This is a genomic window from Anaerostipes hominis (ex Lee et al. 2021), from assembly GCF_002270485.1.
Lineage (GTDB): Bacteria > Bacillota > Clostridia > Lachnospirales > Lachnospiraceae > Anaerostipes > Anaerostipes hominis.
Genome location: NZ_NQOG01000002.1, coordinates 250894 through 275342 on the forward strand (window position 1 = coordinate 250894; position 24449 = coordinate 275342).

Genomic DNA, 24449 nt, shown 5'->3' on the forward strand with positions numbered 1-24449 from the left:
CATGGAAAGCAAAGAACGAATCAGACATGAAGCAAAGGAGTGATGACCATGTCAGAGAAAGCAACGCTTTCAGTAGAAGAATTGATGAAAAAGAGTTTAACATTTGCCCTGGCCGCAACACTGCTGGCAGGCACATCAAACATCTCAAAAGTGAAGGATAAGATTAAAGTAAGTGAGAACGAGACAGGACATATTGTCATAGAACAGATGAATGACTAGGCCTTTCTTTGGTTATCCTATATATGACCGGCAAAAGCCGGGGGATAAGAGAAAGGAGTACATGATGTCCAAAGAAAAAGATTTTATAGAAAAGTCATTTGAAGAGATGACAGAAGATGAGCGGTTAAAGTACGAGATCGCTGTGGAACTTGGACTGGCTGACAAAGTAAAGGAGGAGGGCTGGAAAGCTCTTTCTGCCAGCGAGACCGGAAGGATCGGCGGCCTGATGACCAAGAGGAAAAAACAAAAAGCACAGGAAGCAGAAGATTAAGAAAAAATATAATACCGTCTGTATTTGATCTGATATGGGGATAAAATACAGGCGGTATTTTTAAAATTTAATAGAAATACTTGAAAATACTTAAAAAAACGCTTATAATTGCTTGAGTACAGGAAAGGAGGACCAAATGTACCAGCAAGAACGGCTTTCAAAAATCATGAAGCTTCTAGAAGAAAAAGAAGTACTTTCCAGCCAGGAAATCATGGAGGCATTTCGAATTTCCAGGGATACTGCAAGGAGAGATATTGTAAAATTGTCAGAAAAGGGCGCGGTGATCAGGACGCATGGAGGAATTGCGCTGCCGCAAATCAATAATATCATTGAGGAATATAAAGGAAGGCAGCAGCTGAATGTAGCCTCAAAAAAAAGGATCGGAAAAGCGGCAGCGGAGCTTATAAAGCAAGGACAGGTGTGCTTTTTTGACGTCTCCACCACTGTCTGTTTTCTGTGTGCAAACCTTATAAAACCTTCTGTCATTTATACAAATTCTATGGATAATCTAAGCATACTTGTGGAAAAGGAAAATATCGAAGTCTGTGCGGTGGGAGGAAACATTAACCGCAAAAACCGTTTTTCCTATGGAGGAGAGGCCAGAGAACAGCTGATGAAAATCCGTTTTGATGCAGCGTTTTTGGGAGCCGCAGCCATTTCTGAAGACGGTATTTATTTCGAGGAAAAAGAAGATGCAGATGTAAAACGGATCGCGGCATCCAGAGCAGAGAGAGTCATTGTTCTGGCAGACAGCACAAAATTTCAGAAAAAGAGCAGATATCAGGCATTACCTCTAAAAAAGATTGACATTTTAATTACGGATAGAGATCCGGATTCTTTTTGGAGACAAAGGCTTTTGGAGAATGAAACAAGAATCATCAAAGCAGGAAAATAGCAGAGAAAGGAAAGCATATGGGAAAATATAAAGCAGTATTCAGTGACATTGACGGAACTTTACTAGATTCAAAACACACCATTTCGCCGGCTACAAAACAAAAAATCCAGGAGATTGACAGGGAAGGAATTCCTTTTATCTTAGTTTCAGCCAGAATGCCGAAGGGAATGATTGGAATCCGGGATGAACTTGGCATCCGGAGGCCGATAGTTTGCTACAGCGGAGCACTGGTTGTGGATGAAAAAGGAGAGACAATGTTTGGCAGGAACATTGAGTCTCATATGGCGGAAATGGTTTACAGAAGTATTCAAAAAGAAAATATGCATATTTCCTTTAACCTTTACAGCGGTGACCGGTGGATTGTGCCCGACCAGTGTGATCCGTGGGTCAGACAGGAGAGCGTTATAACGGGAGTGTATCCGGAAACAGGAGATTTTACCGACCTGGCAGTATTTCAGAATGTTCATAAAATCCTCTGTATGGGAGAGCCGGAAAAGATCCTTTGCCTGGAAACAATGCTGAAGGAACAATTTCCTAAACTCAGGGCATATCGGTCTAAAGATACATATTTAGAGATTATGTCTATACAGGCATCAAAATCCAGTGCAGTTTCTCTTCTGGACGAGTATTTCGGCATTTCCAGACAGGAAATTATAGCTTTTGGTGACGGATACAACGATATAGATATGCTTCTCTATGCAGGACTGGGAGCTGCCATGGGAAATGCGTCAGAGGAGGTCAGAAATTCGGCGGATATCGTAGCAGATACCAATGACCAGGAGGGGCTGAAGAAAGTTCTGGACGAATATTTTTAAAATATACAATGAATGGGGAAAACTGTTTTTTCGTTCTGTTATATGATATAATTTTCTAAGATATATTAATCGTCTACGGGAATGATGACAGGACAGTGACAAAGCAGTAAGGAGAGAAATATGCACCAGGAAAAACAGAAAAAATCAGTCCGGGATACAAGAAAAAGACTGGATGCCGCCAGTATACTTATATTGATCGGAATTATTGTTCTGCTCTATGCTAAAGTTTTTTATTCCTATGAAAAAACTTATGGAAAAAATAAAACAAGAACGTTTGGAGCTACCTACATGACAATGAACAATAACTTTTATCCGGTGCTGAATAACGAGATACGTTCTGCAGTGGAAAAGAAAGGCGACCGTCTGATGACTCTGGATCCTGCACTGGATCAGAAAAAGCAGACGGAACAGATCTACTATCTGATTCAGCAGAAGGTGGACGCCATCTTCATCAACCCGGTGGACTGGAAAGGGATCAGAGGGGCTTTAAGGGCTGCAAAGAAGGCAGAGATTCCGGTTATCGTTGTGGATACACCTGTCTATGATGAGGATCTGGTTTCCTGTACCGTTGTTTCAGATAATTATAATGCAGGTGTTTTATGTGCCAAAGATCTGATGAAACGCAGAAAAAGTGCGAGAATTCTTCTTTTGGAACATAAGAAAGCAAAATCGGCTCAGGACCGCATCCGGGGATTTTTGGACACCATACATGGGAGGCAGGAATATCAGGTTGTGGCGCGGGCAGATACAGAGGGGCAGACGGAGAGAACTCTTCCCAAAGTGAATCAAGTGATAAAAAATGGAAAGATGTTTGATGTTGTTATGGCGCTGAATGATCCGACTGCCATCGGGGCTTTGGCGGCTCTGGATCAGAAGGGGATCCGGGAGCAGGTATTGGTCTATGGAATTGACGGCTCTCCGGACGGGAAAGGACTGATCAAGGAAAATATGATGACAGCTACATCTGCACAGTCTCCAAAACAAATAGGGAAAGAGGCAATCTGTTCAGCATATCGGCTTCTGGACAGGAAAAAAGTATCAAAAAAAATTATCATTCCGGTCCAAATCATTACTTATAAAAATATTAACAGATTCGATGTGAATAACTGGCAGTAGGGAAGCGTCATGGATAGAAAAAATAAAAACTTATATTATCTAAAAGTATTTATGAGCTCTGTGAATTTCATAATTCTGGTGTTTTTGTCTGCCATTGTGCTTAAGACAACGGTAAATATTAAGGATCAGAGTATGGCGAGAAATTTTCTGGAGAATATCCCGCATATTCCAAGGGAGCCTGTTCAGTCAACGATTATTGTATTCATAGCGTTTTTTTCTTTGCTGGTGATCATTGAGGCAAGAAAAAAAATCTATACAAAACATTGGCTAAGTGTGCTGGTTTATCTGCTGGAGATCTTTCTTTGCCTGACGATCATACAGTATGTGTATATCAGCTATAATGGAATTATTTTGCTGGTGATCGCAGATATCGTAACTTCAATCAAGGAGAAATATAACCGCCTGACTTTTCTTGTGGTTATGAGTGTTATTTATATTTTTGCAGATTACAATCTGGTATCAGGGCAGATACCGATGATATCCCTGCAGGAATATCTGGATATTTATCCTTCGGGCATATCCACATTTCTGATGGGGATAAAGAATGTACTTGCGGCTGTAAATATTATTGCGTTTGTTATGTATATGATCATTTTGATGCAGAATCAAATGAAGGAAAATGCAAGAATCGAACTGTTGAACCTGCAGCTTCGGACAGCGAATGAGAAATTAAAAGATATGAATGCACAGCTGAAGGATTATGCCGTGATGCAGGAAAAAATGGGGGAAGCAAAAGAAAGAAACCGTGTGGCAAGGGAAATCCACGATACTCTGGGGCATACGATGACGGGGCTTTCTGCAGGTATTGATGCCTGCATTGCTATGATCGATCATTCTGTGGAACAGACAAAAAAACAGCTTTCTGTGATTTCTGAAGTTGCCAGACAGGGAATTAAAGATATCCGGCGTTCTGTAAATAAGTTAAGACCGGATGCCCTGGAGCATCTGACCCTGGAGGATGCACTGTTTAAGATGATTCAGGATACGATGGCGGTGTCCAACGTAAATATTTCACTGATTTCCTCCGTAGAGAAATTAAAGTTTAACAGTGATGAAGAAGATATTATTTACAGAGTTGTACAGGAGGGAATTACAAATGCGGTCAGACACGGAGCAGCAACAAAGATCAGTATTTACATAACAAAAAAAGAAAAATGGCTGACTCTTTTAATCCAGGATAATGGAAAAGGGTGTGAAAAGATTGAAACCGGGTTTGGACTGATCCATATTGAAGAGCGGATCGGCTTGCTTCATGGTACCGTTGCCTACGATGGCAGCGATGGTTTTACAATTACGGCAAAAATACCGATCAGGTGGGGTGAGAATTATGATTAAAGTGTTGATTGCAGATGATCAGGAGCTGATCAGACAGAGTTTGGAGATTGTGTTAAGTACAAAAGAAGGGATTGAGGTGACGGGAACTGCAAAAGACGGCAGAGAAGTGATCCGCTGCATTCGGAAAGAAAAACCGGATGTTATTCTGATGGACGTGCGGATGCCGGAAATGGATGGGGTACAGTGCACAGAAATAATTAAGGAAAATTATCCCCAGATCAAAATTATTATTCTGACCACGTTTGATGATGATGAGTTCGTATTCAGTGCACTGAAACACGGTGCCAGCGGATATCTGCTGAAAGGGATCTCCATGGATGATCTGGAGGAGGCGATAAAAACAGTGGTTCAGGGAGGCTCCATGATCAATCCGGATGTGGCAACTAAGGTTGTGGAATTGTTTTCAAAAATGGCACAGAGCAATTTTGATATGATGATCGATGCCAAAAATGTAGAGGATCTTAACGAGACGGAAAGGAAAGTTACCCATCTGGTTGGATGCGGAATGTCCAATAAAGAAATTTCAGGGAAATTAAGTCTCTCGGAGGGAACTATACGGAATTACCTGAGCAGTATTTTAAATAAACTGGATTTGAGAGACCGCACACAGCTTGCAATCTGGGAGGTACAAAATGGGATCGGAAGGAAATTCCAAAGAGAAGATAATGAATAGAACAGTAAAGTGGTGGAAGAGAATTGTTCTGGCAGGACTGATCCTGAGCATTTCTTCAATCTGCATTTTTTCTTACCAGGGGGAAGATGATGTAGTTCTCACCTTTGGAATGTTTGCAGGCAGCCAGTGGGATGTGCCTAATGATGACTGCTATCAGATCATCGATGATACGATCAAACGTTTTGAAAAAGAACATCCGGGGGTAAGAGTTCAATATGTCAGTGGAATTTTAAAAGAAGATTATTCAGAATGGATTTCTGAAAGAGTGTTGGAGGGAAATACTCCAGACGTGTTTATGGTGCTTCCGGAAGACGTTGCAACTTTTTCTTCCACAGGAGTTCTGGAAAAACTGGACAGTCATATGAAAGCCGACCAGACTTTCCATCAGAGTGATTATTATCAAAGTCCGTATGCCGCAGGAAGGTATGAGGAATCCCAGTATGCCCTGCCGTATGAAAGTGTCCCAACGCTCATGTTCGTCAATAAAACGCTGTTAAATAAAGAGGGGATCCGGATTCCTGATAATAACTGGACCTGGGATGAATTTTATAATATTTGCAAAAGACTGACGAAAGACACAGATGGAGACGGCAAGATTGACCAGTTTGGAGTTTATGCTTACAGTTGGAAGAATTTTATGGATACCAATGGATGTAAATTATTTAATGAGGCAGGAACAGAAAGTTATCTTACAGAGGAGCACGTAAAAGAGGCGATTTTTTTTGCCAAAAAGATTGGAGATTTATCAGGTTACCAAAAGGCATCCTCCAATGACTTTGATACCGGAAAAGTAGCATTCCGGCCAATGAGTTTTGCAGAATACCGAACTTATAAGCCGTATCCATGGAGAATCAATAAATATTTTAATTTTGACTGGGATTGCATCAAACTGCCGGCAGGACCTCAGGGAAACAATGTATCCAATGTGGACAGCCTGATGATGGGAATTGGGTCGGGAACAAGGCATGAACAGCTTTCCTGGGAACTATTAAAAATGTTCACCTATGATCAGAAAACACAGATGGAAATCTTTAAAAACTCTCAGGGAGTGTCTGCCTTAAAGAAAGTAACCAATTCTAAAGAAAGCCAGAAAATTTTGAAAAAAGCTACGGACGATGATACTGTAGTAAAGCGGGAACTTTTGAATGAAGTGATGAATCAGGCTGTGCAGAAATCAAAATTCAGAAATTATTTTACTGCAGAGAAATATATCAGCAATGAGCTGGAACGGATTCTTAGCTCGACAGAGGATTTGGATGATAGTTTGTTGACGCTGAAAAAAGAAGTAGAACAGAAATTTCTGCAGTAAAAACAGAAAAATCGGCACGTGTGACAATTGTCATACGGATTTGTGACATTTGTAGATTGTTATTCATGACAATTTACAGATGTCCTTTTTTTACCCAATTGGTAAAATGTGCTTGTTAATAAGAGATACAAAAAGAAGAAAGGAGTAGAGGATGAAATACGTAGTATTAGTCAGTCATGGAACATTTGCACCAGGACTTCAAAGTGTTCTTTCTATGCTGGCCGGAGGGGAGCGGGAGGATGTCTTAAGTATCGGTCTCATTGACGGCATGGATGCAGATGAGTTCGCTCAAAAATTCAGGTTGATGATTCAGCCGTTCGGAGAGGATGATGAAGTGATCCTGCTTGGCGACCTGATCGGAGGATCACCTCTCACCAATGCGGTAAATGAATTATCCGAGGCAGGGCTTTTAAAGAATACCATCGTCTTCGGAGGAATGAACCTTGGTATGGCATTGACTGCGGTAATGATGAAAGACGATATGGAAACAGACATGCTGAAAGAAAATCTGTTGTCAGAAGCCAAAAATGCAATTAAAGAATTTGAAATTGAAGAGAGTGAAGAGGAAGACGATATCTAAGGAGGAGTTTTATTATGTCAGTATCATTTGTGAGGGTAGATGACCGGATGATTCACGGACAGACGGTTACAAGATGGGCACTGGAATATCCGTGCGACGGATTGATAGCGGTCAATGACAAAGCCGCAAATACACCCGCATTAAAAGCAGCTTATAAAAGTGCGGCGGGAAAGAAAACTTTCATTTGGACATATGAGGACTGGAAAAAGAAATGCCAGAAAGTTTTAGACAGCAAAGATCAGTATTTCCTCATTACAAAAGATCCGATTCAGATGAAAAGTATTCTTGTGGATGACGGATTTGTACCTAGTGATGTGAAAAAAGTGATCATCGGTCCGTGTAATGACCGGGAAGGTGCCACGAAGCTGGGAAATAACCAGTCCATTACACAGGAAGAAGCAGAAGCGCTGGAAGCAATTTATCAAAAAGGGTATGAGATTGAATTTGCCCTGATCAAAGAAGCATCCATAGGAACCTGGAAAAAATTTAGAGGTCAGTTTGGATTTGAGTAAAATCAGAGAGGAGAAAAAACATGACGATTAATTGGATACAAGCAGTCATTTTAGGTATTTTTGCCTGCTTATCAAGTATGCCTGGTATGGGAGGTACTTCCATCGGTAACTATACTCTGGGGCGTCCGTTAGTAGCAGGTCTTGTATGCGGAATTGTATTGGGAGATGTTCAGGCAGGAGTTCTGGTCGGTGCCGCAATGCAGGTTGTTTATATCGCACTGGTCACACCGGGGGGAACAGTATCCGCAGATGTCCGTGCCGTATCTTACATAGGAGTGCCTCTGGCAATGCTCGCACTGAATTCTTATGGGCTGGACCCTGCATCAGCAAAAGGGATCGCCATGGCAACATCATTCGGAGCTATGGTAGGAACTCTTGGAACTGTATTATTTTACGGAACAGCGACCATTAACCTGGTGTGGCAGCATATGGGATGGAAAGCTGTAGAAAAAGGAGAATTTAAAAAGTTATACATAGTAGATATGGTGCTTCCATGGATTTCACATATTATCTGCAGTTTTATCCCGGCAGTGATCATGTGTAAGCTCGGAGTACCGGTAGTTGAATCAATTAAAACAGCACTTCCGATGGACGGAATTGCAATGAAAACCTTGTTTACAGTAGGAAGTATGCTGCCTTGTGTCGGAATTGCCATTTTGTTAAAACAGGTCGTAGATAAAGCAGTTGATTTTGTTCCGTTTTTCTTTGGATTTACTCTGGCAGCAGGAATGGGATTAAACCTTGTATCAGTAACCGTAGTGGCGGGAATGTTTGCAATTATTTACTACAACATAAAAATGGTTGGGATCCGTGCAAAAAAGGCGGCAGCCGCCGGCGGTTCCATCGATGACGATGAGGAGGAGATATAATATGGCAGCGGAAAAAAAGCTTTCTAAAAAAGCATTAAAAAAATCATTTCGTAACTGGTATTATGGACACTTAACCTGCTTTTCGCAGGAGCACATGCAGACGTTTGGTTATTTATGTGCAATGCTTCCGCTGGTGGAAGAATTATATGATACAAAAGAAGAACAGAAAGAGGCTATGGAAACATACACGGCATTCTTTAATACAGAACCGCAGGTAGGATCCGTTATCGTCGGAGTTACGGCAGGTTTGGAAGAGGCAAAAGCCAATGGAAACCAGGATGTGGATGCAGAAACCATCAATGGTATCCGTGCAGGTTTGATGGGACCTTTGGCAGGGATCGGAGATTCTCTGGTCGTAGGTACTTTAATTCCGATCCTTCTTGGAATTGCCCTTGGATTATCCAGCGGCGGATCTGTCGTGGGACCAATCTTCTATATCGTTGTATGGAATCTGTTAATTACCTTTGGCATGAGATTTCTTTACTTTAAGGGATATGAATTGGGTGGAAAAGCCGTCGATATCCTGGTAGGTGAGCAGGCGACCGCGATCCGCGAATCAATTGTAATGCTTGGAACTATGGTTGTTGGAGCCGTAGCAGCTACCTGGGTAAGTGTAAAAACATCGTTCCATCTGGTAAATGATGCCGGAAAAGAATTTTTGAATCTTCAGAATCAGCTTGATTCCGTATATCCCAATGTCCTGACAGCAGCATTTGTTATTTTCTGCTGGTGGCTCATGTCCAAAAAGAGAGTGTCTCCGGTTGTGACAATGCTGATTTTAGTTGTCGTAGCATTTGCAGGAGTAGTGGTTGGATTCTTTAATCCTGGATTGAAATATTAGAAGGAGAGTCTATTATGACACCACAGACAAAACAGCAGAAAATAAAAGAAATTGAATACCAGACAAGGATGTTAAAAAACTTAAAGAACTGGATACGGAATTTATTGATTTTCTCTTCAATTGGAGTTGCAGTTGCCTACTGGGCACTGAAAATCCAGGAAGGACCATTGTTTACAGCAGTCGGTGTGGTCAGCGTTATTTTTATTGTTCTCAGTGTTGTTTTAAGCGGCGTCATAGGATTTGCCTTCAAAAACGGAAAGAGCAATGTTGATAAAATCATCAGACAAGTGTAATAGTGAATCTCTTGCAGGAAAGGACAGCGCAGAATGATAAACGGCTGTCCTTTTTGTTTTAAACCCGAATAAAGTATTGAGAAAGGAGACAGGTTATGAATCATAAAAAATCCAGAGTCCTGGCAGCGGCAATATCCAGTTTGCTATCTTTCGGCATGATATTACAGACAGCAGTCCCCCCGCAGGTTTATGCGTCAGAAGGAATACGAAGGGAAAGCAGTCAGAAAGTGTCTGACTGGACATTTAAAGCAGCAGACAATAATGATCAAACAGCGGTAACAGAAGTAGTGAGAAGCGATGCGTACCTTAGCGGACTGGAAATTAAAGGAGGAAGTCTGGACAAGCCATTTTCCCGGGAATTCAGTAGTTACAGTGTGGTGGTAGGCCACAAGACAGACAGTCTTACTATAATTCCTAAAATTGACGGAAACGCAGCAGTTACTGTGAACGGAAAGGCAGCAGGTTCCGGACAGGCTGTGACAGTCAATGTGAAAACAGGTTCCTATGTGTTTAATATCGTTGTCAAGGGCGCTAATGGAAAAACAGAGACTACGGCAGTCAATGTTTTGAGAAATTCTGACCCGGATGATGTCTACAGTGTGCCGTACCGTTCTCAATATCATTTTTCACCTCAGAGAGCATGGTGCAATGATCCAAATGGCATGGTTTATTATAAAGGCGAATACCATTTGTTTTACCAGTACTATCCTGACGATATGATCTGGGGGCCAATGCACTGGGGCCATGCTGTATCAAAGGATCTGGTTCACTGGGAGGAACTTCCTATAGCCTTATATCCGGAATCAGACGGAGGAGCTATGTTTTCCGGATGCTGTGTTGTAGACAAGGATAACACCACAGGATTTTTTGGACAGGGAAAAGAGGGCCTGGTAGCCATTTATACGCAGGACAATGGAGATAAGGGGCAGGAACAGTGTCTGGCATACAGTAAAGACAAGGGCAGAACCTGGACAAAATATCAGGGGAATCCGGTACTTAGGTGGGAGGATGATCGGCTTTTGGATAAAGCCTTCCGGGATCCTAAAGTATTCTGGCATGAAGAATCCGGTCAGTGGATGATGGTTGTGGCAGGAGGACCGCTGCGTATCTATTCTTCAAAAAACTTAAAAAGCTGGAAACTGGAAAGTACCTATGGAAAGAAAACAAATGAAGGAATCGCGGATCAGCCGGCTGACAGCGCGAGGATTTATACAGAGTGCCCGGATCTGTATCCGCTTAAGGTAGACAATACCGATCAGACAAAATGGGTGCTGAGTGAGGGAGGCAGATATTACAGAATCGGTGATTTAAAGCAGCAAAATGAACACTGGACCTTTGTGCCGGATTCTGATTATAGCAATACAAATGACAATATCAGTGATCCTAGCAGTTACAAAAATGATGATACTTATAAAATGAATTTTGGACCTCAATCCTATGCGGCACAGACTTACAGCAATATGCCGGACAGCAGGACAGTTATGATCAACTGGGCAAGTACCTGGGAAAACGGATACTGCAACAACGTAAGCGAAGTAACCGGGCAGTACGGATTTAATGGCTTTTTTAATCTGCAGAATGAGTTAACGCTGAAACAAATCGACGGGAAAGTACGTTTAGTGCAGAAGCCTGTAAAAGAGTATGAATCCCTTCGGATGCAACAGGCAAAAACGGAACTTAAGAATGCTGTAATCCCGGAAAAAACAGATTCCAGTGAAAATCTTCTCTCAGGATTCCAGGGCGGGGAATATGAAATAATTGCAGAATTTACACCGAAGACCGGAACCAGAGAAGTCGGATTTAAACTGCGGACCGGTAAAAATGGAAAGCAGGAGACCGTTGTAAAATATAATGTCCAAGATGAGACGTTGATCATCAACGGAGATAAAGCCGGAGTTCTTCCACAAGGGCAGATAAAAGGAGATATAAAGTCAAAGATATCAAAGAGTGCTGACGGAAAAATTAAACTTCATATTTTTGTAGATGATTCTATTGTAGAGGTTTATGGAAATGAGGGAGAGACCGTGGGAAGCCTTGCTGTTTTCCCAGATGCAAAAAGTACCGGGGCAGAAGTTTTTTCAGAGGGCGGACAGACAGAAGCTGATATTACCATTTATCCGTTAAAAAGTATCTGGTCAGATAAAATGTCTGGAAGTACAGATCCGGCAAATGTATATTTAAATACGGAAACAGCAAGTTCTTCCGTAAAACTGGGAGAAACAACAACTTTAAATTCGACGGTCACTCCTCAGAAAGCGGAGCAGAAAGTTTCCTGGTCCATTGCAGGGAACAGCGGAAAAAAGGTTTCCATCGTAAAACAGGATGCCGGCAGTATTACCCTGAAAGGAGAAAAGCAGGGAACGGTCATCGTTAAGGCGAAAACTTCCAATGGGATTGCCAGAACGATGGAAATTCAGGTAGACGGTGAGGATGAAAAATTAAACAGCAACCTGTCCGGATGGCATCAGGTAGGAGGACAGTGGACGCTTGACGCCAATGGCTATAATTCAAACCATAAAGATAATGGATTTCTGATTTCTTCCACGAAAACAGGCTCTGATTATATTTATGAAGCAGATGTCACCTATCAGGAGGGAAATGCGATTGGTCTTTTCTTCCGTGGACAAAGTCCGGATTCCGACAAAGGATATGTGGTTAACATTGACGATCCTGAGCATAAAGGTAACGGAAGCACAAGGATCTTTACCTTCGGAGGCGGAACCGGAGATATCGGTAGCCGTGTTAAGTATACACTGACCCCTGGGGCAACATACCATCTGAAGCTGGAGGTAAGAGGGAATAAATTCAAGTTTTATATTAATGATTCTCTGAAGCTGAATGTAACAGACCGGAATATTAAAAAGAATTATGCAGAAGGGGATTATGTGGGGCTTTATGCTTTCAGTGGAACCGGAGAGTCTGATAAAAATATTCAGGCTTCCTATCAAAACATTAAAGTGACGCCGCTGGAAGTAAGGAAACCTTCTGTTCGGGAAAAGATGGAACTGTACAGCGGACAGAGCATTCAGCTTGCCGCAGATTTAGGCGAGGATGATTATGCAGCTGCCTACTATGAATCTTCTGATCCTTCTGTGGCATCAGTTGACGATGATGGGAAGGTTACAGCAAAACGGTCAGGGACTGCAGAACTTACAACAAAAGTAACCTATTATGGCCGAACCGTATATCTGAAAACAAAAATCACAGTGAAAACACCGTATGTCAACATCACTTCTGCTCCGTCATCGATGTATGAGGGACAGAGTGCCAACATCTCAGCAAAGGCAACAGGAGTTTCGGGAAATATTGTATGGAAGGTAGATAATGCGTCCTGTGCATCCATTTCTTCTTCTGGTAAACTGACAGCTAAAAAGGCAGGAAAAGTTTATATTACTGCAAAAGTTGGAGTGTATTCAACGAAGAAAATGATAGTCATTAAAAGACCATATATTAAAATTACTTCCTGTCCATCCAGTGTATATACAGGAAAGAGTGTTCAACTAAAGGCTCAGGCAGTGGGTGTATCAGGAAAAGTAGCATGGAGCGTCAGCCGCCGGTCTTTGGCATCCGTTTCTGCGTCTGGAAAACTGTCTGCAAAAAAAGCAGGAAAGATCACAGTAACAGCAAAATTAAAAAATTACAGCAAAACAGTGAAGGTGACGATTAAAAAACCTTACCTGAAAATCACCTCCTATAGAAAGACAGTGAAACGTAGAAAAAGTTACCGGTTTAGAGCAAAAGCCTATGGAACCTCCAAGTCCGTCAAATGGTCTCTTTCATCAAAGAGCAGAAAATATGCTTCTATTTCAAAAGGCGGAAAGCTTACGACAAAAAGTAGAAAAGGGACTATCACGGTTTATATAAAGTCAGGTTGTGTAAGGAAAACCTTGAAAGTGAAAATTAAATAATAATATATTGTATTATTTGCGTATCCTATCTGTAGAAATGGAGATTTTCAGATTTTTGTATGTTTGAACAATTTTTATGATACTATAGTCACACTTAAAGATCTGAAGATAGATTCAGGAGGATATGATTATGGATAGCTTTGCTTTAAAAGGAGACATTATTTATACGCCTGAACCAGGGAAGTTCCGGAGCCACGAGGATTCTTATCTGGTCTGTGGAGACGGGAAGGTGAAGGGAAAATGGAGAGAACTTCCTGAACGATTTTCAGGGATCAGAGTTGAGGATTACAGCGGAAAGCTTATTTTTCCGGGGCTGTGTGATCTTCATATTCATTCGCCCCAGTATTCCTTCCGGGGGATCGGGATGGATATGGAGCTGCTTCCCTGGCTGGAAACTTATAGTTCTGCAGTAATAGGTTGAAATAAAAGCAAATGTTCTGATGTATTACTTGTACCATACGGAACCGTGGCTGTGCTGAAAAAACGCAAATGATAGAAAAGCCGGCGCAAACGACAAAAAATATACTTGAATTTTTCAGATAACAGGATTATAATATTTTTTGGTAAGGCAGAGGAATGCTGTCTGCCATATAATTTCATAAACAAGTAAAACTGGAGAACCGATGTTATCGGCTGAGAAGAGGGTATAACCCGAAGATTCATGGAACCTGTTAGTTAGCACTAGCGTAGGGAGTTTTCAATCGATAGAACACAGAGATGGAGCTTACGCTTCATCTTTTTTTCGTTTGTGGCTCCGGGAAACGAAAGGAGAGTTATGATGCGTGTCAATGGAAACAAAAGATTCCTCGAGGGCAGGATCACTCTGAAGGAATTTCTTCTGAAAGAGGGTTACAGGCTTGAGCACATTGCGGTGGAGAGAAACGGAAAGATCGTCCCAAAGGCTGAGTATGAAACTATCATGCTGACAGAGGCGGATACACTGGAGATCGTCAGTTTCGTAGGCGGTGGATGAGATGCTGACGAGAGAACGATTTGAACAGGAACTGGACAGACGCCAGACGCCGAAAGTGAGGGAAAGGCTCAGGGAAGGAACCGTGGCCGTTGCGGGTCTTGGGGGTCTTGGCTCTAATATAGCCCTGATGCTTGCAAGAACGGGGATCAGGAAGCTGTTTCTGGCAGATTTTGACCGGGTAGATCCATCCAACCTAAACCGGCAGGCATACACCATTTCCCAGATTGGCATGAAAAAAACAGAAGCCATGAGTGAACTGATCCGCCAGGTCAACCCGTGGATTGAACTGGGGTTTTTTGACGGAAGGGTGACGCAGGAAAATGCGGCAGAGCTGTTTCGGCCATATCCGATTATCTGCGAGGCATTTGACTCGCCAAAGGCGAAAGCCGAGCTGGTCAACGGCGTATTGTCTCAGCTGCCTGACAATACCGTTATTTCCGGCAGCGGGATGGCCGGATCTTACAGTTCAAATCTGATAAAAACGGCAAAGAAAATGAAACGGCTTTATGTGTGCGGAGACGGGACACATGGGATATCAACAGAGGAATCACTGACTGCGGCCAGAGTATCAATCTGTGCGGGACACGAGGCGAACATGGCGATACGGCTGATTTTAGGAGAAGAAGAGGTATAAAGATGAGTGATACATTAAAAATCGGAACAAAGGAATTTACATCAAGGTTTCTGCTTGGAACCGGAAAGTTCAGCCTGGAAAAGACGGCGGAGGCTGTAAATGCGGCCGAAGCCCAGATTGTTACTATGGCGCTCAGGCGGGTAAAGGAGGCAGGTTCCAGCAATATTTTAGAGTACATACCGGATACGGTGACACTGCTTCCAAACACCTCCGGGGCAAGAAATGCCCAGGAGGCTGTGCGCATTGCAAGGCTTGCAAGAGAAGTGGGATGCGGTGATTTTATCAAGATCGAAGTGATACGGGATACAAAGTATCTGATGCCCGACAACGCAGAGACAATCAAAGCCACGGAGATTCTTTCAAGAGAGGGTTTCACTGTTCTTCCCTATGTGAGCCCCGATTTGAATACGGCAAGGGACCTGGAAAGTGCAGGCGCCGCCGCGGTCATGCCTCTGGCAGCGCCCATCGGAAGCAACAAAGGACTCCTTACGAAAGATTTTATCCAAATGCTGATTGATGATACCGATCTTCCGGTCATTGTGGATGCCGGAATCGGGAAGCCGTCCGAGGCCTGTGCAGCAATGGAGATGGGAGCCGATGCCGTACTGGCAAATACGGCTGTAGCTACGGCAGGAGATGTGGTATCCATGGCAAAGGCTTTTAAAATGGCAGTTGACGCAGGAAGAAAGGCATACCTTGCCGGACTGGGACGGGTCCTGGACCATGGAGGAGATGCCTCATCTCCGCTGACAGGATTTTTGGAGGACTAGGGCGATGGAGATATTAGATGAAGTGTTAAAGGAATATGATGAATATGACTACAATGTTTACACAAAAGACGATGTCATCACAGCTCTTTCAAAAGAAACGGTGAGTGCTGAGGACTACAAGGCTCTGCTCTCACCGGCTGCCATGGATTTTCTGGAGCCAATGGCCAAAAGAGCAAAAAAGGAAACAATGAAGCATTTCGGGAATACGGTCTGTCTGTTTACACCGCTTTATATTGCCAATTACTGTGTCAATCACTGTGTGTACTGCGGCTTTAACTGTACCAATAAGATCCACCGGGCAAAGCTCACCATGGAAGAGATTGAACAGGAATACAAAGCTATCGCAGGGACAGGACTGAAGGAAATCCTGATTCTCACAGGTGAATCTAAAAAAGCGTCAAGCGTAGAATATATCGGGAAGGCAGTAGAGCTGGCAAAGAAATATTTTTCCACCATCGGCATTGAAGTCTATCCAATGGATGTGGATGAATACGAATATATCCACCAAAAAGGTGCGGATTTTGTCAGTGTCTACCAGGAGACATATAATACAAAGACCTATGATGAGGTTCACTTAAGCGGTCCGAAAAAAGTATTTTCCTATCGTCTGAATGCCCAGGAAAGAGCGTTAAAAGGCGGTATGAGGGGAGTGGGATGCGGAGCCCTGTTGGGGCTTGATGATTTCAGAAAAGACGCATTTGCTTCCGGAATTCATGCGTCCCTTCTTCAGAAAAAATATCCCCAGGCGGAAGTTTCTTTTTCTGTGCCTCGGCTCAGACCATATAAGAACAATGAAACCAACGATGCAAAAGACGTCCATGAAAAGCAGCTTCTGCAGGTGATGCTGGCACACCGCATTTTCATGCCGTTTGCGGGAATTACGATTTCCACGAGGGAACGGGCCGGATTCCGCGATCATGTGGTCGGCATGGCAGCGACGAAAATTTCCGCGGGAGTCAGCACAGGGGTCGGAGGCCATGAAGAAGAGGAAAAGGGAGACGCCCAGTTTGTGATCTCAGATCCGAGAAGTGTGGATGAAGTCGTAAACATGCTTGACCGCAGAGGCATGCAGGGAATCTATACTGACTACGTGAGAGTCTAGAAACGGAGGTTGACATGAATCAGGAGTGGATCGCTGTCACGGACCGGAAACTGTGCGGCGGTGATTTTTTAAAGACGGTGCAGACCCTTGCGGGACAAGGGTTAAAGACGATCATTCTGCGGGAAAAAGATCTTCCAGAAGAAGAGTACGGGGTACTGGCAGCCCGGTGTATGGAAATATGCAGGAAAGCTGGGGCTTCCCTGACTCTCCACAGTTATTTTAGTGCGGCCCGCAGGCTGGGAGCAGACAAGATCCATCTGCCGTACCCTGTATTTCGGGAAAATGCAGGGAAGATTGAAAAGCACCTTCGTGTAAGTACCTCTATTCATGCCCCGGAAGAGGCAGTGGAGGCAGAACGGATGGGTGCAGAGTTTGTGATTGCCGGACATATTTTTCAGACGGACTGCAAAAAGGGCGTTCCGCCAAGGGGGCTTGAGTTTTTAAGAGAAACTGTACGATCCGTGTCTATCCCTGTCTATGCCATCGGAGGAATCACTCCATATAATATAAAGGATGTTTTAAAGACAGGAGCCGCCGGAGGATGTATGATGTCGGGTTTCATGAAGTCGCCTAAAATCGTTGACAAGCCATGAGTGCTGGGGCATACTTGAAAGAGAAATATATCAAGATGGAGGGTACTTATGAAAAAGAAATACTGCTTTTTTGACATCGACGGAACACTGACGGACCGCTCTACCAACCAGGTAGTTCCAAGTGCGCTGGAGGCACTTGAAAAGCTGGAGGAAAACGGACATTTTGTGGCGATCGCAACAGGAAGAGCCCACTATAAAGCGGATCTGTTTATAAAGGCCAACGGTTTTAAGAATATGGTCTGCAATGGAGGAAACGGGTTTGTCATTGACAATCAGTTCGTGGAGAATATTCCTCTGGACAGAGAAGGATGCATTAAAATCATTGAGGAGACAGAGAAACTCGGATATGGATGGTGTATTGCCGTAGACGATACAAAAGATGTCTATATGACCGACGATTTGTTTTTAAGACAGGTGGGCAAGAGAAAAGAGCCGACCCGCTATATTATTGATGACACCCTGGATATACATAAGGTCGAAGATTTCTATAAAATATATGTAGCAATTCCGAAAGAAGAGGAAGACCGTCTGACGACAAAAGATCTCATCGGACATCTGCGGTTTGAACCGGAGTACCTGATGTTCCAGCCGGACAATAAAAGAGAGGGGATCATAAAAATGATGGAGCACTTAAATGGGCCTCTTGAAGATGTGGTTGTATTTGGAGATGATTATAACGATCTGGATATGTTCAGCCCTGAGTGGTTTTCCATCGCCATGGGGAACGGCTGCCAGGACCTGAAAGATAAGGCAGACTACGTGACAGACACCAATGTGAATGACGGAATCAAAAAGGCATGTGAGCATTTCGGCTGGATTTAAAAAGGACAGAAGCCTTCTTGACACAATTCCTTAAATCATTATAGAATAGTAAGACCAGAATTTTCTGGTCTTCTTTTCATTTCTTAGGAAAGTCCTTGTCAGGAATCTATTTGGCAGCAGGAGGAATTATGAGAATTTTAAAAGTAATGAAGAAGGGCATATCGAAGATGCTGAAGGTCCTTCTGAGACGCCTTGTGATTGTAGGCGTTATCATTGTGCTGCAGATAGCATGGCTGATCTGGATGGCCCAGGTGATCGGAGAGCGATCTAAGTTTATTGAATGGGGACTTCAGCTGGTCAGCGTTGCAGTGGTGATATATATTGTAAATAAAGAAGAGAACCCGGCCTATAAGCTGGCGTGGACCATTCCCATCCTGATCTTCCCGGTATTCGGCGGTCTTTTATATCTTACTCTGGGCAATAAAAAAATGGCCAGAAAGCTGAGGCTGGAACTGGAGCGTTCCCTTGGCGAGACAGATTTTTTGCTGTCTCAGAGCGAGAGCGTCATGAATAACTTGAGACAGAGGAGTCCTCAGGCGGCGGCACAGGCAAAATATATCGATATGTCAGGAGGCTATCCGATCTATCAGAATTCGTCGGCAAAGTATTACCCGTCCGGCGAGTCCATGTTTGAAGAGATGATCGAAGACCTGAAAAAGGCAAAGTATTATATTTTCATGGAATTCTTCATTGTGGAAGAAGGATATATGTGGAATACGATCTTAGAGATCCTCAAAGAACGGGTGGACGACGGTGTGGAAGTCCGGTTTATGTATGACGACGTAGGCTGTGTGGACCTGCTCCCGTATAAGTATTATAAAGAACTGGAACGCTGCGGCATTTCCTGCGTGGCATTTAATCCGATTATTCCTCTGGTGTCCACCGCATGGAACAACAGGGACCATCGCAAAGTAGTGGTCATTGACGGGCATACGGCATATACCGGAGGCCTCAATCTGGCAGATGAGTATATCAACCGGAAGGAACGTTTCGGTTATTGGAAAGACGCGGGATTGAAAGTCATCGGAGATGCGGTGTGGAACTTTACCGTGATGTTTCTCCAGGTCTGGAATGCGATCCGGAAGACCGATGAGGGCTACGGCATGTTCGTACCCCACGGCCACCATAAGGGACGGTTTGTTGACGACGGTTTTATCCAGCCCTACGCGGATAATCCTCTGGATACGGAGACAGTCGGGGAGAATGTGTACCTCAACATCATCAATGCGGCCACAGATTACGTATATATCTATACGCCGTATCTGATCATTGATAATGAAATGATGACAGCGCTCTGCCTGGCTTCCAAAAGAGGAGTCGATGTGCGGATTGTCACACCGGGAATACCGGATAAACCGACCGTCTTTTTGCTGACACAGTCATACTATGCCCAGCTGGTGGAGGCAGGGGTAAAAGTGTATCAGTATACTCCCGGATTCATCCATGCAAAATGTTTTGTCAGTGATGACGTCATTGCTACCGTAGGAACGATCAACATGGATTACCGGAGCCTTTACCTGCATTTTGAAAACGGAGTCTTTATGTATCACTGCCTGGCGGTGACGGAAGTCAAGATCGATATGCTGAAGACGTTTAAGCAGTGTGAGCTGATCACAAAAGATCACTGTCAGGGCAATATGGTGAAGCGGCTGATGCAGAGTGTGCTCCGTGTCCTGGCGCCGCTTCTTTAAGGAGTAGGACAAAATGGACGAGTTTACTAGTTACCAGAGTTTTGCACAGGTTTATGATGAATTTATGGATCAGACCCCTTACAGACAGTGGGGAGAAAATATAAGACAGTATCTGAGAAAATACAAAGTTAAGGACGGAGCAGAGGTCTTGGACCTGGGCTGCGGCACCGGCAGGATGACGAATCTGCTGAAAGGCTTTGGCTACCGGATGACCGGGCTGGACATTTCTCCGGAGATGCTTGAGATTGCTGCCGGTTCCGGGGATTCTGAAATCCTCTATATCTGTCAGGATATGAGAGAACTAGCTCTTCTGCATCCTGCGGATGCGGTCATATCGACCTGTGACAGCCTGAATTATATATTAGAGCCGGAAGATCTGATACAGGTATTTGTGCGTGTGCGGGAGAACCTTAAAGAAAACGGGGTCTTTCTGTTTGACATGAACACGCTTTATAAATATGAAACACTGCTTGCTGAAAATACGTTTGCGGAAGACCGGGAGGAGTGCAGTTTTATCTGGCAGAATTTCTATGATCCAAAAGACGGCATCAATGAATATGACCTGACACTCTTTATCCGCAGTGAATCCGGGCTTTATCATAAGTTTGAGGAAATGCATTTTCAGAAGGCATATGGAACAGAAGAGATAAAAGAGGCACTGCGTCTGGCCGGATTTGAGGTCCGGGAGGTTATGGATGCAGATACTTTAAAAGAGCCGGAGACAGAGAGTGAACGGCTGTATTTTATTTCAACGATAAATCATGAGGTGGACAAATGAAAGATTATATTGTAAGAGGTACGGCGGCAGACGAGCAGGTTCGTTTTTTTGCTGCCTATACGAAAGATGTTGTGGAGGAGGCCAGACAGAGGCATAATACAAGCCCGGTGGCCACGGCTGCCCTGGGCCGGCTTCTGACCGCAGGTGCCATGATGGGGAGCATGTGCAAGAATGAACAGGATATGATCACGCTCCAGATAAAGTGCAGCGGTCCGATCGGAGGTCTTACGGTGACTGCCGATTCAAAAGCGGATGTAAAAGGATATGTGGTACATCCGGACGTAATGCTGCCGCCGAGCAAAGAAGGCAAGCTGGATGTCGGAAAGGCCCTGGACTTAGGGGTGCTGACGGTCATTAAGGATATCGGCATGAAAGAACCGTATTCGGGACAGACCCATCTTGTATCCGGGGAGATTGCAGAGGATCTGACCTACTACTTTGCCGCAAGTGAACAGATACCGACTTCTGTGGCGCTTGGTGTTTTGATGAATAAGGATAATACCGTCCGCCATGCCGGGGGTTTTATTATTCAGATGATGCCGTATGCTTCTGAGGAAGTGATTTCTTCACTGGAGAAAAAGATTGCAGATTTTCAGTCTGTTACTTCTCATCTGGATGAGGGGAAAACTCCGGAAGATATGATGAATGAATTGCTGGGTGAGTTCGGGGTCAAGTTCTATGAGACTGTGCCGACGAAGTTTTCATGCAACTGTTCCAAAGAGCGGGTGGAGAAAGCGGTCATCAGTGTGGGAAAAGACGAGATTAATGATATGATCAAAGATGGAAAAGATATAGAAGTAAACTGTCATTTCTGTAATACACACTATACATTCAGTGTAGATGAACTGAAACAGATGGTGGAAAAAATCGAAGCAGGAAGATAATGAAAAGCCATGGGAGACCGTGGCTTTTTTGCTTAAACATGGTATACCCACAAGGCATCCCATGTTTCATACCCTGCGGGTAGACGTGCTTCGCACAATAAGGTATGATAAAAGGAAAGGAGGGCGAAAGATGAAGATAAAAAAAGCAGTTGTAATGTTATTGTCGTTGTGTCTGATCATTTCGCAGATCAGCATGGCAAAGGCTGCAGAGGCATATCCAAATCTGGATGAGAATATTATCGTGAAAAGTTACAGCGGCGGAAAATATGAAGCAGGGGAAGGGTCTAATGCAGAAGATTGCTATGCACTTTCATCGGCAGAAAGAAATCTGGATCAGACCATTGTGATGCCGTCAGATAAAGTGATGGTCCTGCACAATTCAGGAGAGAAAGATTACACAAATCTCAGCGCTGTATTAGAGGAAGACAGCAGCACAAATTATAACGGTGATGTAAAGCTCATACTTTCTTCAAAAGAGCTGAGCAGGAACAAAACAGTCAGCATTACCATAAATTTTGCGAATAAAAATATAGCACCGTGTCTTAACAGGACTGCGGTTTTATTAAAAGAAGGAAATGATGTTGTCAAAAGAATTCCATTTTCATATGATACAGCCGGGTATAGAGATGAACACAATATTTCAGTGTCTCAGTGGAGCGGAAGCTATGATTATTTTTTTGGAATCGGGACAGTGAAGAATATAGGGACCATTGATTATTGCCAGAGCAAAAAAACATTAAAAGTGACATACAAAAATGCAGGAACAGCACCTGTACTCAAATTTACTCTTGATCCAAGCGGCTATTTCACGTTTTCTAACGGCAAATATGAATATTACGGTTCAAGTTCAGCCAATAAGGTTGGAGGAACCAATACCTTGAATTTAGTTGCCAAAAGTAAATTAAAAAGTGACTTTGCTGATATTGCCGTAACAGGCAGTTATGATATTAAAAATAAGCGCATAGCATTAATGCTGTCAGAGCTCCTGGTCGTATATAATGATGCATATGATGCCAATGGAAACCGGGTGCCGGGTGTGGCTCTTGATTCTCATGGCGGCTGCATCGAAGGGGGACAGATCTCAACGATACCCCTTTCTTATTATGTGTCCCTGAAACCTCTCGGGACGATCAAGACAAAGACATCTTCCAGGAAGACAACTTCCATCAAAGTTTCATGGAATAAATTAAACGGTGTGTCCGGCTACAGAATTTACCGCTCCACAAAGAAAAACTCCGGTTACAAATATCTGAAACAGCTTTCATCAGAATCAACTTCATATACAAATAAGAAGCTGAAATCCGGAAAGACCTACTATTATAAAGTGAGGGCATACAGTAATGTGTTCGGTGACAGATATTACGGGGCATACTCTGCGCCGTTAAAATCAGGGACAAGGCCGGCGAAACCGAAAGTCACGGTAAAAAGAAGCGGACGGCGGCTGAAGATCAAATATAAAAAGATCTCCGGGGCCAGCGGCTACAGAATTTACATAAGAACCGGAAAAAAAGGCAAGTACAAGAGAGTGAAGCAGTATACAAGCGGCAAAAAAGTTTCCTATACGAGCAAGAAACTCAAGAGAAAGAAGACTTACTATGCAAAGGTAAGGGCTTATAAGATCATCAACGGCAAAAAGTATTTTGGAGGCTATTCCAAGTCAAAGAAAGTAAAGATAAAATAAGAACAGGACGGGTGACAATATGGAAATTAAAGTATGTGAGACGGAAGAACAGGTGCGGTCATTGGCGGAATTGGCCTCTGAGATCTGGCACGAATATTTTGTATCGATCATCTCAAAAGAGCAGATCGACTATATGGTAGAAAAGTTTCAGAGCTATGAGGCATTAAAAAAAGCGATCGCAGAAGAACACTATACCTATTTTCTCGGATATGACGAAGGACAATTAGTCGGGTTCTGCGGCGTGAAGCCGGATGGGAACCGTCTGTTTCTGAGTAAGTTGTATCTGCACGAGAAGAGCCGTGGAAAAGGGCTTTCCAGCATTTTATTGAGAAAGGCCATAGAGTTTGCAGAGAAACTGGACAAAAAAGCTATTTATCTGACATGCAATAAATATAATCGAAACAGCCTGGATATTTACAAAGCAAAAGGCTTTGCAGCGATTGATTCCGTAAAAACCGATATCGGAAATGGATTTATCATGGATGACTACATCATGCAGCTGGACTTGTAAATAAAAAAACTCCTATGCCAAAAATCAGCATAGGAGTTTTTTTATTTATCATCTTCTTCTGGTGTGTCAGAAGTCTTATCCTCTTTAGAAATGTTATCTTGGGAATGAGTCTCTTCCTCAGATGTTTCTTCTTCGTCCGTGATGTGGATGGAGAAGTAATCACGGCAGTCTTCCGCTGAATCCGGGAAAACATCGTCATCGTCAAATGCATCTGGATCCCAGTCATCGAGATCTTCATCCTTTTCCTGATCCTTTAATTCTTTCAGCTTGTCTATGATTGCTTTGATCTGGTCTCTGGCGATATATAAAATTCCGCCGATGGAGATGATGGCAGTCACAACTTTCACAAATTTTTTCAATATTTTACCCATAGT

General features: G+C 43.3%; 27 protein-coding genes and 1 riboswitch. Of the genes, 26 read left to right on the top strand and 1 reads right to left on the bottom strand.

Features of this window, described 5'->3' with window-relative positions; translation table 11 throughout:
• Positions 1-48 precede the first annotated feature (48 nt).
• The 26 genes from CI597_RS17910 (at position 49) to CI597_RS03815 (ending at position 24075) form a co-directional block, all read left to right on the top strand.
• Complete coding sequence (locus CI597_RS17910) at positions 49-219, top strand: hypothetical protein (protein ID WP_009288762.1); 171 nt, start codon at positions 49-51, stop codon at positions 217-219.
• A gap of 64 nt (positions 220-283) precedes the next feature.
• Entirely contained in the window at positions 284-490 is a 207-nt protein-coding gene (locus CI597_RS03695) for a small, acid-soluble spore protein, alpha/beta type (protein ID WP_024728042.1), read from the top strand.
• Between the two features lie 136 nt (positions 491-626).
• Positions 627-1385 carry a DeoR/GlpR family DNA-binding transcription regulator gene (locus tag CI597_RS03700; protein ID WP_024728041.1) on the top strand — a complete coding sequence of 253 codons (759 nt, stop codon included), beginning with the start codon at positions 627-629 and terminating at the stop codon, positions 1383-1385.
• A 17-nt stretch (positions 1386-1402) separates the two neighbouring features.
• On the top strand, positions 1403-2200 hold the full coding sequence (locus CI597_RS03705) for a Cof-type HAD-IIB family hydrolase (RefSeq protein ID WP_024728040.1): 798 nt from the start codon (positions 1403-1405) through the stop codon (positions 2198-2200).
• Between the two features lie 120 nt (positions 2201-2320).
• Positions 2321-3316 (top strand): sugar ABC transporter substrate-binding protein, encoded by a 996-nt coding sequence (locus tag CI597_RS03710; protein WP_024728039.1) that lies wholly within the window; start codon positions 2321-2323, stop codon positions 3314-3316.
• A gap of 9 nt (positions 3317-3325) precedes the next feature.
• Complete coding sequence (locus tag CI597_RS03715) at positions 3326-4651, top strand: sensor histidine kinase (RefSeq protein ID WP_024728038.1); 1326 nt, start codon at positions 3326-3328, stop codon at positions 4649-4651.
• A complete protein-coding gene (locus CI597_RS03720; protein ID WP_024728037.1) occupies positions 4644-5324 on the top strand; it encodes a response regulator transcription factor in 681 nt (226 codons plus the stop codon). The genes CI597_RS03715 and CI597_RS03720 overlap by 8 nt, the downstream gene beginning before the upstream one ends.
• A complete protein-coding gene (locus CI597_RS03725) occupies positions 5317-6633 on the top strand; it encodes an ABC transporter substrate-binding protein (protein WP_034549812.1) in 1317 nt (438 codons plus the stop codon). Before CI597_RS03720 ends, CI597_RS03725 begins: the two co-directional genes overlap by 8 nt.
• A 151-nt stretch (positions 6634-6784) precedes the next feature.
• Positions 6785-7213 carry a PTS sugar transporter subunit IIA gene (locus tag CI597_RS03730; protein ID WP_024728035.1) on the top strand — a complete coding sequence of 143 codons (429 nt, stop codon included), beginning with the start codon at positions 6785-6787 and terminating at the stop codon, positions 7211-7213.
• Between the two features lie 14 nt (positions 7214-7227).
• Positions 7228-7725, top strand: a complete 498-nt coding sequence (locus CI597_RS03735; protein ID WP_024728034.1) for a PTS system mannose/fructose/N-acetylgalactosamine-transporter subunit IIB — start codon at positions 7228-7230, stop codon at positions 7723-7725.
• A 20-nt stretch (positions 7726-7745) separates the two neighbouring features.
• Positions 7746-8594 (top strand): PTS mannose/fructose/sorbose/N-acetylgalactosamine transporter subunit IIC, encoded by an 849-nt coding sequence (locus CI597_RS03740; protein WP_024728033.1) that lies wholly within the window; start codon positions 7746-7748, stop codon positions 8592-8594.
• A 1-nt stretch (position 8595) separates the two neighbouring features.
• The gene (locus tag CI597_RS03745) at positions 8596-9435 is read left to right on the top strand and encodes a PTS system mannose/fructose/sorbose family transporter subunit IID (protein ID WP_024728032.1); all 840 of its coding nucleotides are present in this window, start codon (positions 8596-8598) and stop codon (positions 9433-9435) included.
• 14 nt (positions 9436-9449) lie between these two features.
• Entirely contained in the window at positions 9450-9728 is a 279-nt protein-coding gene (locus tag CI597_RS03750; RefSeq protein ID WP_024728031.1) for a hypothetical protein, read from the top strand.
• A gap of 95 nt (positions 9729-9823) precedes the next feature.
• Complete coding sequence (locus tag CI597_RS03755; protein ID WP_024728030.1) at positions 9824-13636, top strand: GH32 C-terminal domain-containing protein; 3813 nt, start codon at positions 9824-9826, stop codon at positions 13634-13636.
• A gap of 130 nt (positions 13637-13766) precedes the next feature.
• Positions 13767-14057 (top strand): hypothetical protein, encoded by a 291-nt coding sequence (locus CI597_RS03760; RefSeq protein ID WP_024728029.1) that lies wholly within the window; start codon positions 13767-13769, stop codon positions 14055-14057.
• Between the two features lie 182 nt (positions 14058-14239).
• Positions 14240-14346: riboswitch (TPP riboswitch) on the top strand.
• Between the two features lie 65 nt (positions 14347-14411).
• Positions 14412-14609 (top strand): sulfur carrier protein ThiS, encoded by a 198-nt coding sequence (gene thiS / locus CI597_RS03765; RefSeq protein WP_024728028.1) that lies wholly within the window; start codon positions 14412-14414, stop codon positions 14607-14609.
• Positions 14602-15243, top strand: coding sequence for a sulfur carrier protein ThiS adenylyltransferase ThiF (thiF, locus tag CI597_RS03770; RefSeq protein WP_024728027.1), 642 nt, complete (start codon positions 14602-14604; stop codon positions 15241-15243). Before thiS ends, thiF begins: the two co-directional genes overlap by 8 nt.
• Before the next feature lie 2 nt (positions 15244-15245).
• Positions 15246-16013 (top strand): thiazole synthase, encoded by a 768-nt coding sequence (locus tag CI597_RS03775; protein WP_034549625.1) that lies wholly within the window; start codon positions 15246-15248, stop codon positions 16011-16013.
• Between the two features lie 4 nt (positions 16014-16017).
• Positions 16018-17115 (top strand): 2-iminoacetate synthase ThiH, encoded by a 1098-nt coding sequence (thiH, locus tag CI597_RS03780; RefSeq protein ID WP_024728025.1) that lies wholly within the window; start codon positions 16018-16020, stop codon positions 17113-17115.
• Between the two features lie 14 nt (positions 17116-17129).
• Entirely contained in the window at positions 17130-17708 is a 579-nt protein-coding gene (locus tag CI597_RS03785) for a thiamine phosphate synthase (RefSeq protein WP_024728024.1), read from the top strand.
• 48 nt (positions 17709-17756) lie between these two features.
• Entirely contained in the window at positions 17757-18530 is a 774-nt protein-coding gene (locus CI597_RS03790) for an HAD hydrolase family protein (protein WP_024728023.1), read from the top strand.
• 128 nt (positions 18531-18658) lie between these two features.
• Complete coding sequence (cls, locus tag CI597_RS03795) at positions 18659-20221, top strand: cardiolipin synthase (RefSeq protein ID WP_034549622.1); 1563 nt, start codon at positions 18659-18661, stop codon at positions 20219-20221.
• A gap of 13 nt (positions 20222-20234) precedes the next feature.
• On the top strand, positions 20235-20999 hold the full coding sequence (locus tag CI597_RS03800) for a class I SAM-dependent DNA methyltransferase (protein WP_024728021.1): 765 nt from the start codon (positions 20235-20237) through the stop codon (positions 20997-20999).
• Positions 20996-21883, top strand: coding sequence for an Hsp33 family molecular chaperone HslO (hslO, locus tag CI597_RS03805; RefSeq protein WP_024728020.1), 888 nt, complete (start codon positions 20996-20998; stop codon positions 21881-21883). Before CI597_RS03800 ends, hslO begins: the two co-directional genes overlap by 4 nt.
• Before the next feature lie 130 nt (positions 21884-22013).
• Positions 22014-23564 carry a fibronectin type III domain-containing protein gene (locus tag CI597_RS03810; RefSeq protein ID WP_024728019.1) on the top strand — a complete coding sequence of 517 codons (1551 nt, stop codon included), beginning with the start codon at positions 22014-22016 and terminating at the stop codon, positions 23562-23564.
• Between the two features lie 19 nt (positions 23565-23583).
• A complete protein-coding gene (locus tag CI597_RS03815; RefSeq protein ID WP_024728018.1) occupies positions 23584-24075 on the top strand; it encodes a GNAT family N-acetyltransferase in 492 nt (163 codons plus the stop codon).
• 41 nt (positions 24076-24116) lie between these two features.
• Here the strand turns inward: CI597_RS03815 and CI597_RS03820 are convergent, their stop codons facing one another.
• A complete protein-coding gene (locus CI597_RS03820; protein WP_235824534.1) occupies positions 24117-24446 on the bottom strand; it encodes a DNA-directed RNA polymerase subunit delta in 330 nt (109 codons plus the stop codon).
• Between the last annotated feature and the right edge of the window lie 3 nt (positions 24447-24449).